This window comes from Dyella sp. LX-66, from assembly GCF_018599165.1.
GTDB lineage: Bacteria > Pseudomonadota > Gammaproteobacteria > Xanthomonadales > Rhodanobacteraceae > Dyella_D > Dyella_D marensis.
The window spans coordinates 491,604-501,816 of the sequence record NZ_JAHFVJ010000004.1 but is presented as its reverse complement, the minus strand read 5'-3'; the positions used below and the strand labels follow the sequence as shown (position 1 = coordinate 501,816).

The 10,213-nt window shown below is 66.5% G+C and carries 9 protein-coding genes and 1 tRNA gene; 5 read left to right on the top strand and 5 right to left on the bottom strand.

Annotation, left to right across the window (positions count from 1 at the left end; translation table 11 throughout):
- Positions 1–238: 238 nt before the first annotated feature.
- Positions 239–328: transfer RNA gene (locus tag KK141_RS11010), tRNA-Ser, on the bottom strand.
- 111 nt (positions 329–439) lie between these two features.
- On the opposite strand from KK141_RS11010, the gene KK141_RS11005 reads away from it, so the two are divergent.
- Complete coding sequence (locus tag KK141_RS11005) at positions 440–1,855, top strand: deoxyribodipyrimidine photo-lyase (protein WP_214572030.1); 1,416 nt, start codon at positions 440–442, stop codon at positions 1,853–1,855.
- A gap of 33 nt (positions 1,856–1,888) precedes the next feature.
- On the opposite strand, the gene KK141_RS11000 is transcribed toward KK141_RS11005, so the two are convergent.
- From KK141_RS11000 to KK141_RS10990, 3 genes are all read right to left on the bottom strand, one after another.
- Complete coding sequence (locus KK141_RS11000; RefSeq protein ID WP_214572031.1) at positions 1,889–2,284, bottom strand: hypothetical protein; 396 nt, start codon at positions 2,282–2,284, stop codon at positions 1,889–1,891.
- Positions 2,285–2,497: 213 nt separating this feature from the next.
- Entirely contained in the window at positions 2,498–3,706 is a 1,209-nt protein-coding gene (locus tag KK141_RS10995) for a cation:proton antiporter (protein WP_214572032.1), read from the bottom strand.
- 37 nt (positions 3,707–3,743) lie between these two features.
- Positions 3,744–5,210 (bottom strand): MFS transporter, encoded by a 1,467-nt coding sequence (locus KK141_RS10990; protein ID WP_214572033.1) that lies wholly within the window; start codon positions 5,208–5,210, stop codon positions 3,744–3,746.
- A gap of 173 nt (positions 5,211–5,383) precedes the next feature.
- Between KK141_RS10990 and rnk the strand changes: the two genes are divergently transcribed.
- A complete protein-coding gene (gene rnk, locus KK141_RS10985; RefSeq protein ID WP_214572034.1) occupies positions 5,384–5,794 on the top strand; it encodes a nucleoside diphosphate kinase regulator in 411 nt (136 codons plus the stop codon).
- Between the two features lie 40 nt (positions 5,795–5,834).
- Here the strand turns inward: rnk and KK141_RS10980 are convergent, their stop codons facing one another.
- The gene (locus KK141_RS10980; protein WP_345777601.1) at positions 5,835–6,464 is read right to left on the bottom strand and encodes a phosphatase PAP2 family protein; all 630 of its coding nucleotides are present in this window, start codon (positions 6,462–6,464) and stop codon (positions 5,835–5,837) included.
- Between the two features lie 120 nt (positions 6,465–6,584).
- On the opposite strand from KK141_RS10980, the gene ligA reads away from it, so the two are divergent.
- The 3 genes from ligA (at position 6,585) to KK141_RS10965 (ending at position 10,210) form a co-directional block, all read left to right on the top strand.
- Positions 6,585–8,966 carry an NAD-dependent DNA ligase LigA gene (gene ligA, locus KK141_RS10975; RefSeq protein WP_214572035.1) on the top strand — a complete coding sequence of 794 codons (2,382 nt, stop codon included), beginning with the start codon at positions 6,585–6,587 and terminating at the stop codon, positions 8,964–8,966.
- A complete protein-coding gene (gene epmA / locus KK141_RS10970) occupies positions 8,963–9,949 on the top strand; it encodes an EF-P lysine aminoacylase EpmA (RefSeq protein ID WP_214572036.1) in 987 nt (328 codons plus the stop codon). Before ligA ends, epmA begins: the two co-directional genes overlap by 4 nt.
- Before the next feature lie 99 nt (positions 9,950–10,048).
- A complete protein-coding gene (locus tag KK141_RS10965) occupies positions 10,049–10,210 on the top strand; it encodes a DUF5668 domain-containing protein (RefSeq protein ID WP_214572037.1) in 162 nt (53 codons plus the stop codon).
- Positions 10,211–10,213: the final 3 nt, after the last annotated feature.

The window sequence follows — 10,213 nt, the reverse complement described above, 5'->3', positions numbered from 1 at the left end:
TGGGCGTAGTGAGGTTTCGATGGGGGGCGCGCTTTAGCTTGGAAGGGTGGGATTGTTCGGCCCATCCATGGGCCGAACCCCTTCGCGCTGCGCGCTGCGGGGCCAGCCTGCGGCTGTCCAAATTTGTTCCAGACAAATTTGTCGAACCGGTTGCTCGGCGGAGCCGAGCAACCGGTTCTCTCTACCCACTCTCTCCGCCAGATACCAAAACGCCCCCGTGGGGGGGCGTTTTGGTATCTGGCGGAGAGAGTGGGATTCGAACCCACGGAAGATTTGACCCTTCGCCGGTTTTCAAGACCGGTGCCTTAAACCGCTCGGCCATCTCTCCGTAAGCGTTGTCGGCTGTCCAGGACAGCGAAAGCGGCGCCATCCTAGCAGAATTGGCGTTGGGGCTCGCTTTGGGCGATAAGCATCGTTCCTCCGAAGGCTTTTCATCCCGATGACCGCTCTCGTCTGGTTCCGCCGCGATCTCCGCCTGGCCGACAACCCCGCGCTCGCCGCCGCTTGCGCGGAGCACGAGCGCATCCTGCCGGTCTACGTGCACGAGCCGGACGAGGAAGGTGCCTGGGCGCCCGGCGCTGCGAGCCGCTGGTGGCTGCATCATTCGCTGGCGTCGCTGTCCGCCGCGTTGAAGCAGAAAGGCGGCAGCCTGCATATCCGCACCGGCGGCACCCTGGACAACCTCATCGCCGCATGCCGCGCCGCCGGCGCCACCGCGGTTTACTGGAACCGCTGCTACGAACCCGCGCTGATCGAGCGCGACAAGCACATCAAGACGGCGCTGCGCGAGCAAGGCATCGAGGCGAAGAGTTTCAATGCGGCGTTGTGGGTGGAACCGTGGCAGGTTGCCACGCAGCAGGATGGTCCTTATCGCGTTTTCACTCCGTTCTGGCGCAGCGTAAGGCCGCGGTTGGAACCGCAGGCGCCAATTCCCGTCCCGGCCATGCGTTTCGCCAAAGCCAAACATGGCGTGACATTGAAGTCGCTCGAACTCTTGCCGCGCATCCACTGGGACAAAGGCCTGCACGAAACCTGGACCCCGGGCGAGCAGGGCGCTCTCGAAGCGCTGGAGCTGTTCGCCGACGACGCGCTCAACGGCTACGCGCGCCTGCGCGATTTGCCGGCACGCTACGGCACGTCGCGCCTGTCGCCGCATCTGCATTTCGGCGAGATTTCGCCGCGGCAGATCCACCACATCCTGCATCGCCAGACCCAAGGCCTGGCCGCCAAGCGCCGCCCGGATCTCGAACCCTTCCTGCGCGAACTGGGCTGGCGCGAATTCGCCCACCACCTGCTGTTTCACTTTCCGCAAACCCCGACCGACAACTTCAACCCAGGCTTCGCCAACTTCCGCTGGGCCAAGTCCGACGAAGCCCTGCTCGAACGCTGGCGCCATGGCCGCACCGGCATCCCCTTGGTCGACGCAGGCATGCGCGAGCTATGGCACACCGGCTGGATGCACAACCGCGTGCGCATGGTGGTGGCGAGCTTCCTCACCAAGAACCTCCGCCAGCATTGGCACGAGGGCGCAAAGTGGTTCTGGGACACGCTGGTCGATGCGGACCTCGCCAACAACACGCTCGGTTGGCAATGGGTGGCCGGTTGCGGTGCGGATGCCGCGCCGTACTTCCGCGTGTTCAATCCGGTAGCGCAAGCGCAGAAATTCGATCCGCAAGGGGATTATCTGCGGCGCTGGTTGCCCGAACTGAAGGACGCGCCGCTGCCCTTGCTGCATGAGCCGTGGAAGGACGCCTCGCTGCTGTCGCGCAGCGGCTACCCGGCACCGATGCTCGACCTGGCGGACTCGCGCAACGCCGCGCTGGCCGCCTATCAGGCCATGCGCGGGCGCGGCTGAGCTGAAGATCCGGGCGGAACCATCAGAGCATCGCTAGGTGTCTTCCCCGAAGTTGTCGGGGTCGGTCGATCTATGTCGTAAGGCGATCGAGGTCGGCTTGGGCACGTAACGTGTTATCGCGTTGGCGGGACCTTCGCGATGACCGGGGTCGGTGGTCTTGAACTTGTCGACCTGATGCCCCCGCGCCTGTACGGTCACAAATGCGAGCTGCCCATTTTTCCTCGGGCCGGCGAGTACGTTCCAGCTCTGTCCGCTTACATAGTGGGATCCGCCGCTTTCGTAATGGCTCGTCGGATCGATCACGGAGTTCGTGTGTGGAATGTTCTTGCGGCCCAGGGTGGCGGCTATGGCCTCTCCCTCAGACTTGCCGAAATGCTTGCCCGCGGCTGAAGCCGGGAACTTTTTGGCGTACCTCCAGGTTTTGCTCATGGCTGTTCTGCTCCTCTGAAAGTCACGTGGATATTCACCCCAAGGCTTATAGGCTCCCGTTCCCTCGGCGGTTTCCAGGGAGAAATTCAAAAGCCGTGCCAGCTCGATCAAGCGCGGTTCGGCCGTTTTGGCTGCAACGGGGCTGCTCCCGTGGGGTGCTTTCTTTCACGGAGGCGTGTGGAATTGCACACACCCACGCCAAGGCAGCATGGGTCAACCGCGCGTATCAGGCTCCGCCACGTTGGCGGCGGCGCCATCGCCACGCTTCAACAACACCGCCAGCACCGGCGGCGTCACCATCGCCGTCAGCAGCGACATCGCCACGATGATCGCGTAGGTGCGATCGCTGAACACCCCGGCCGCCAGGCCAAGGCTGGCGATCACCACGCCTACCTCGCCACGCGGCACCATGCCGAAGCCCACGATGGTGGCCCCGCGCTTGCCCAGCGACAGCGCGCCGAGGAAGCCGCCGGCGAGCTTGGAAATGATGGCGATCACGGTCACGACGGACAGGGTGATCAAGGCGTCCGCGCTCGCCAGCTGCTGCAGGTCGATCTTGCTGCCGGTGATCACGAAGAAGAACGGCGTGAGCAGCGCGAGCAGCGGCTGCACCTGTTTTTCCAGTGTGTGCTGCTGGCGCGTCTCCGAGGCGATCATGCCGGCGAGGAAGGCGCCGATGATGGCGGCCAGGCCGAACAGCGTGGACACATAAGCCAACCCCAGGCACAGCGCCAGCACGATCGCCAGCGCCGAGTGCTGGCCGTGCGGCTTGTCCAGCCAGCTGGAATTCCAGCGCATCGCGCGCGCACCGCCGAAGCCGATCACCGCGATGAAACCGATCGCGCCGACCAGCGTCGTGACCAGATGCATCGCGTTGAAACCTTCGCCGCCCTGCAGCGACACCACCACGCCCAGCAGCAGCATGGCCAGGATGTCGTCGATCACGGCGGCACCGAGGATCACCTTGCTCTCCGTGCGCTGCAGGGCGTTGAGCTCCTGCAGTACGCGCGCGGTGATGCCGGCGGAGGTGGCCACGAAGGCGGCAGCGATAAACAGCGACTTGCCCCAGTCGTAGCCGCTCGCATGCGCCCACACGCCGCCCAGGCCGAACGGCACCAGCACGCCGAGGATGCCGACCAGGAAGGCGACCTTGCCCACTTTCTTGAGATCTTCGAGCCGCGTCTCCAGGCCCACCGCGAACAACAATAGGACTACGCCTATTTCCGCGAGCACGTCGAGCGGCGTGCCGGTGGCGATCTGCTCCGGCGCGATCCAGCCGAGCAAGGAAGGCCCGACCACGCAGCCGGCGGCGATTTCGCCCACCACGCCCGGCAATTTCAGGCGTTGCGCGATTTCCCCGCCGATCTGCGCGGCGACGAAGACGATGAACAGGGTGAGCAGGATGTCGGCGGCGTGATGCATGCTCAGGTTCCTTCCGGTCTATCGCGACCGGGGCATGCTACACGCTTGCGCTGCGTTTCGGCGCGTCGCGGCCGAGCCGGCTGAACACCCAGCTGGCGGTGGCGGTGACGATGCCCAGCAGCAATACCGTCCAGCGGAACGACACCACGTAGTCGTCGTGCGCATGGCCTTGCAGCAGTGCCTCCATCAGCAGCGAGGCGAGCGCGATGCCGAAGCTCATCGACAGGTATTGCGCGGTGGAGGCCATGGACGAAGCCATCGAGGCGTACTTCACGTCCAGGTCGTTGTAGATCAGCGTGTTCATCGCGGTGTACTGCAGGCCCATGAAGCCGCCGTAGACGAACACCATCACCGCGATCACCCACATCGGCGAGTCCTTGCCGAGCAGGGCGAAGCAGGCCAGCAGCACCGCCACGATCAAGGTGTTGGTCAGCAGGAAGCGGCGATAGCCCATGCTTTGCAGCAGGCGGTTGATCACCCACTTGGCGCAGATCGAGCCCAGCGCCTGCGGCACCATCATCAAGCCGGCCATGGTCGGCGACCAGCCGCAGCCCACCTGCAGGAACAGCACCAGCAGCAGGAACATGCCGGACACACCCAGGCGCGTGAACAGGTTGCCGGCCAGCGACACCCACACGCTGCGCACGCGCAGCAGGTTCAGGTCCGCCACCGGGTGTTCGGTATGCCGGCTATGCCATACGTAGATGCCGCCGAAGATCAGCGCGAGCACGCCGCTCACGGCGATCTGCAGCCATTGTCCGCCGCCGCCGCTGGCCACTTCCGAAGCGGTGAGCAGCATGGCCGAGGCCAGCGCGAACAGCAGGAAGCCGGAGAGATCGAAGCGGTGCGGATCGGCCAGGCGGTAATCCGGCATCTCGCGGCGGTTCATCCAGAAACCGGCGATGCCCACCGGCACGTTGATCAGGAAGATCAGACGCCACGAGGTGTATTCCGCCAGTACGCCGCCGAGCAGCGGGCCGATCACCGAACCGAGCAGGCCCACCGTGGCCACCGTGCTCATGGCGCCGACGAAGTCGCGCTTGTCGATGCTGCGCACGAGCACATAGCGGCCCACCGGCATCAGCGCGGCGCCGCCCAAGCCTTGCAGCACGCGCGCGGCCACCAGCTGGGGCAGGGTCTGCGAGATGCCGCACAGCAGCGAGCCCACGGTGAAGATGGCGATGGCCGCGGCGAAGATGCGGCGCGTGCCGAAGCGGTCGCACATCCACGGGCTGGCCGGAATGAAGATGGCCAGGGTCAGCACGTAGCTGGTGAGCGCGATGCGCATGCCCAGCGGCGCCACGCCCAGCGCTTCGCCCATGGCCGGCACGGCGGTGTTGACGATGGTGGAATCGAGCGCCTGCATGAAGAAGCTGGCGGCGACCAGCCAGATCAGTCCGCGGTAGCGCTCGCGCGAGGAGACGGGAGGCGGAGCGGGAGGTGCGCCGGGGTTGGGCGTACCCAGTTCGGGCGGCACTTCCGTGGCTGCGGAGGTATCGGACATGACCTGCGCATGATAGCTGCTATGGCAACTTGCTTTTCATGGGGGCGGCGGCCAAAGTCAGGGCCGTTTCATGCGGCCGCTTGCCGGCCACCCATTCCCTCGCGCCGGGCGCTTCCAGTGCCCGGCGCGAATTTTTTGCGCGCCGGGAACGCCAACGCACACAGGACAACGCCATGAGCATCAAGCCCCCCATCGTCATCTCCAGCCTCGACCTGGAGCGCATCGAAGCCCTGCTGGAGCGCATGCCGCCCGCACAGGCCCAGGGCCATGCCGCCCTGCGGGACGAACTGGAACGGGCCGAGGTGCGCGAGCCCAAGGACATGCCGGCCGACGTGGTCACCATGAACTCGCGCGTGACCGCGCAGGACGAAGGCAACGGCGAGCGGCTGGAACTGACCCTGGTGTATCCGTCCGCCGCGGGCGAAGCAGGCCACGTGTCGGTGCTGGCCCCGGTGGGCAGCGCCTTGCTCGGCCTGGCCAAGGGCCAGCACATTGACTGGCCGATGCCGGATGGCCGGCGCAAGCGCCTGCACGTGGTGGATATCGCCTACCAGCCGGAGGCGGCGGGGCACTACCATCGCTGAGCCCGTCGATGCGGCGTGAAGGCGCGAGGCGCCTTCTCGCTCAATCCCAATGCTTGGCAAACCCCACCTGGAACCCGCCCGGCAGGAAGCTCACGATCCACGGCGACTTGCGGTGCTCCGCCCACAGGCCCGCGCCCACGCCGATCGCCGCGCCGACCAGCACGTCGCTCTGCCAATGCTGGTGCACCTTCATGCGCGCCACGGCGTCGTAGACGGGCAGCAGGGCCAGTGCATACACCGCGGGGTGTTCGTCGCCGTAATGGATCATGATCGGCGTGACCGCGGCACTGATCGCCGCCACTTCGCCGCTGGGGAAGCTCTGCGCATGCCAACCCTTGAACCACTGGTCGGGGCTGCGGCTCTGCGTGGGCCGCTCGCGCTGGAAGGTCCATTTCAGGGCCTGGGCGCTGGCGCCGGCCACAGCGATGGCGTCGACCGAGCGCCACAAGGTGTCGCCCATTTCGTCCTGGTCGCCCAGCCACAGCGCACCGGCGGCGACCGAGGCGAGGCTGCCGTAGTAGACGATCTGCTGATTGCCGCGTTTCCATATCCCGCTGTTGTCGTAATGCAGGGTGTGGTCGATGCCGAAGGGGCCGCCCGCGGCATGGGCGGCGGCGGGCAGGGTCAGGGCGGCGATAAGCAGGGCGGGGGCGGATTTGGACACGAGCACGTCTGGACCTCCTTGATGGGTGGTCTTGGTGGCCCCTGATGCGATAGATCAAACGAAAACGAGGCTAGGGCGCGTGGCTTTCGGTTGTCTTAGTAAACTGCGCGGCATGAGGAGCCCCGCATGAGCCATTCATCTGAACCTAAGGTCTGCGCCGCCGAGCTGCGCGAGCGGATCGAGCGCGCCAATTACCGGTACCACGTGCTCGACGATCCGGAGATCGCCGACATCGAGTTCGACCGCCTGCTGCGCGAGCTGGAGGCGCTGGAAGCCGAACATCCGGAACTGGCCACGCCCGATTCGCCCACACGCCGCGTGGGCGCCCGCGCGGTCGGCGGCTTCGCCGAGGTGCAGCACGCCATTCCCATGCTGTCGCTGAGCAATGCCTTCGAGCAGGAAGGCGAGACGGAGCTGGAGCGTTTCCGCGAAGTGGCGGAATTCGAGCGCCGCATCGAGCAGACCCTGCAGCGGAAAGAGCCCGTGTTCTCGGTGGAGCCGAAGCTGGACGGCCTGGCCATCAGCCTGCGCTACGAGAATGGCGTGTTCGTGCAGGGCGCGACGCGCGGCGACGGCGCCACCGGCGAGGACGTCACCGCCAACCTGCGCATGGTCGGCGCCATTCCGCTGCGCCTGCACGGCAAGGACTGGCCGCGCGTGCTGGAAGTGCGCGGCGAGGTGATCATGCTGCGCAAGGATTTCGAAGCCTTCAACGCGCAAGCCCGCGAGCATGGCGAGAAGGTGCTGGCGAACCCGCGCAACGGTGCGGCCGGTTCGCTGCGCCAGCTCGATCCGGCCATCACCAAGAAGCGCAAGTTGAGCTTCTTCGCCTACGCCATCGGCGTGGTGGAGGGCGGCGAGATTCCCGCCACCCATTCGGCCACGCTGCAGAAGCTGCGCGAATGGGGTTTCCCGGTCTCGCACGAGGTGGGCACGGCCAAGGGCTTCAAGGGGCTGCTGGCGTATTACCGGCGCATCGGCGAGAAGCGCGACAGCCTGCCGTTCGATATCGACGGCGTGGTGTACAAGCTGGACGACTACGAAGGCCAGCGCGAGATGGGCTTCGTTTCGCGCGCGCCGCGCTGGGCCATCGCACACAAATTCCCGGCGCAGGAACAGACCACCACGGTCGAGGCGATCGAGATCAATATCGGCCGCACCGGCGCCGCCACGCCGCTGGCGCGCCTCAAACCCGTGCAGGTGGCGGGCGTGACGGTAAGCAATGCCACCTTGCACAACGCCGACCAGGTGGCGCGGCTGGACGTGCGGGTGGGCGATACGGTGATCGTGCGCCGTGCGGGCGACGTCATCCCCGAAGTGGTGCGGGTGATGCCCGAGCTGCGCCCGCCGCACACCAAGCCCTGGCATATGCCGTCGCATTGCCCGGTGTGCAATTCGGAGCTGCTGCGCGAGGAAGGCGAGGCCGTATGGCGCTGCTCCGGCGGCCTGATCTGCGCCGCGCAGCGCAAGGAGGCGTTGATCCACTTCGCCGCGCGCCGTGCGATGGATATCGAAGGCATCGGCGAGCGCTTCGTCGATGCGCTGGTGGATTTCGGCTACGTGCACACGCCGGCCGATCTGTACAAGCTCACCCTGGACGATTTCCTCGAGATGAAGCGCCGCGCCGACGAGCGCGACGGCACCACGCCGGAGACGGTGAAGCAGGGCAAGGTCGCCACCAAGTGGGCGGAGAACCTGCTGGAAGCGATCGACGCCAGCAAGCGCAGCATGCTGCCGCGGTTTCTGTACGCGCTGGGCATCATGCATATCGGCGAGAGCACGGCGAAGACGCTGGCCCTGTGGCTGGGCCGGCTGGAGCTGGTGCGTTCCACGCCGGCGCCGGTGTTGCGCGTACTGCCGGATATCGGTGACGAAGTGGCCAACTCCATCGATGGCTTCTTCGCGCAGCAAGGCAACCAGAAGGTGGTGGACGAACTGCTCGCCTCCGTTGTGCTCGGCGACGAGAGCGCGCCATCGCCGAAGCTGCGCGGCAAGCTGGGGCTGGACGTGCTGCTGGATACCGCCAAGGTGTCCAAGCTCGGTCCCAAGAGCACGCAGCTGCTGGCGCAGCACTACCGCAGCCTGAAGCAGCTGGCGGACGCGGGTGCCGCGCATTGGGTGGTGGCCGGCGTGCCGTCGGCGGCGGCGACGAATCTGGAGCAGTTCCTGGCCGACCGGGAAAACCTCAAGGCCCTGGAAGATGCGGAAGCGGCCATGCAGCGCCTGCTGGACGCCATCCCTCAATCCGCCAAGGCCGAAGCCGCGCCGCTGGACGGGCAGACCGTGGTGCTCACCGGCACACTGGCCGGGCTGACCCGCGACGAAGCCAAGGAGCGCCTGGAAGCGCTGGGTGCCAAGGTTTCCGGCTCGGTGTCGAAGAAAACCAGTTTCGTGGTGGCCGGCGAAGCGGCCGGCTCCAAGCTGGAGAAAGCGCAGGAGCTGGGCGTGGAGGTGTGGGACGAGGAACGCCTGCTGGCGCTGCTGGCCGAGCACGAGGGCGGCGCATGACCGCGAAGGAATCCGCGCGCATCGTGCAGCTGCCCACCGACCGCGGCTCGCTGCGCCTGCGCGCGCAGCTCAACGCCTTGCTGCGCCAGTTCTTCGCCGATCGCGGCGTGCTGGAAGTGGAAACGCCGATCCTGTCGGCGGCCGGCAATACCGATCCGAATATCGAAAGCTTCAGCGCGAGCTTCAGCGGCCACGTCGATGCCGGCCCGCGCGAGCGCTGGCTGCGCACCTCGCCGGAATACCCGCTCAAGCGTCTGCTCGCCGCTGGCGTGGGCGATTGCTACGAGCTTGGCCGCGTGTTCCGCAATGGCGAATCCGGCGGCCGGCACAACCCCGAGTTCACCATGCTGGAGTGGTACCGCGTGGGTTGGGACCATCGCCAGCTGATGGAAGAGACCATCGCCCTGGTGGAAGCCGCGCTGGCCATGGCCGGGCGGCGTGCCGAAGTGGTGGTGGAAAGCTATCGCCAGCTGTTCCTGGACGAACTGGGCATCGATCCGCTGCATGCGCCGATCGACGAACTGCGCGCGCCCTTGGCCGAATACGGCATCGGCCCCGACGGGCTGGGCCGCGACGACTGGCTCGATCTGCTGATCACCCACAAGCTGCAGCCGGCGTTTCCGCGCGACCGCATCACCGTGATCCACGACTACCCGGCCAGCCAGTGCGCGCTGGCGCGCATCCGCCCCGGCGATCCGCCGATGGCGGAGCGCTTCGAGCTGTTCCTGGGGCGCTACGAGCTGGCCAACGGGTATCACGAGTTGAACGACGGGGCGGAGCAGCGCGGGCGCTTCGAGCGTGACAACGCGGTGCGGCGCGAACGTGGGCTGCGTGAGATTCCGCTGGATGAGCCTTTGTTGGCGGTGCTGGATGCGATGCCGGATTGCGCGGGCGTGGCCCTGGGCATGGAGCGCCTGCTGATGTGCCTGGCAGGAACCGACGCCATCGCCGACGTATTGGCATTCCCGTTCGCTGAAGCTTGACGTAGGTTGGGGTGAGCGCAGCGAACCCCAACGTTGCAACGCCGCCGGTGTCTTGTGGCAAAGTGCTCGCCGCCAACACCATCCACTGCGAGACTTTCGATGAAACCCAGCGTCCCCGGCATCATCCTGATCGCGATCGGCGCGCTGTTCCTGCTGCGCAACCTCGGCTTCGACCTGCACCTGGGCCAGCTGTTCGCCACCTGGTGGCCGGTGGTGCTGATCGCGCTGGGCGTGGGCATGATGGTCCGCCGCACCAGCTAAGGC

What these genes read in the sequence shown, in the direction of transcription:
- KK141_RS11005 (WP_214572030.1), top strand. Translation starts at nt 440, where the DNA reads ATGACCGCTCTCGTCTGGTTCCGCCGCGATCTCCGCCTGGCCGACAAC.
- KK141_RS11000 (WP_214572031.1), bottom strand. Translation starts at nt 2,284, where the DNA reads ATGAGCAAAACCTGGAGGTACGCCAAAAAGTTCCCGGCTTCAGCCGCG.
- KK141_RS10995 (WP_214572032.1), bottom strand. Translation starts at nt 3,706, where the DNA reads ATGCATCACGCCGCCGACATCCTGCTCACCCTGTTCATCGTCTTCGTC.
- KK141_RS10990 (WP_214572033.1), bottom strand. Translation starts at nt 5,210, where the DNA reads ATGTCCGATACCTCCGCAGCCACGGAAGTGCCGCCCGAACTGGGTACG.
- rnk (WP_214572034.1), top strand. Translation starts at nt 5,384, where the DNA reads ATGAGCATCAAGCCCCCCATCGTCATCTCCAGCCTCGACCTGGAGCGC.
- ligA (WP_214572035.1), top strand. Translation starts at nt 6,585, where the DNA reads ATGAGCCATTCATCTGAACCTAAGGTCTGCGCCGCCGAGCTGCGCGAG.
- epmA (WP_214572036.1), top strand. Translation starts at nt 8,963, where the DNA reads ATGACCGCGAAGGAATCCGCGCGCATCGTGCAGCTGCCCACCGACCGC.
- KK141_RS10965 (WP_214572037.1), top strand. Translation starts at nt 10,049, where the DNA reads ATGAAACCCAGCGTCCCCGGCATCATCCTGATCGCGATCGGCGCGCTG.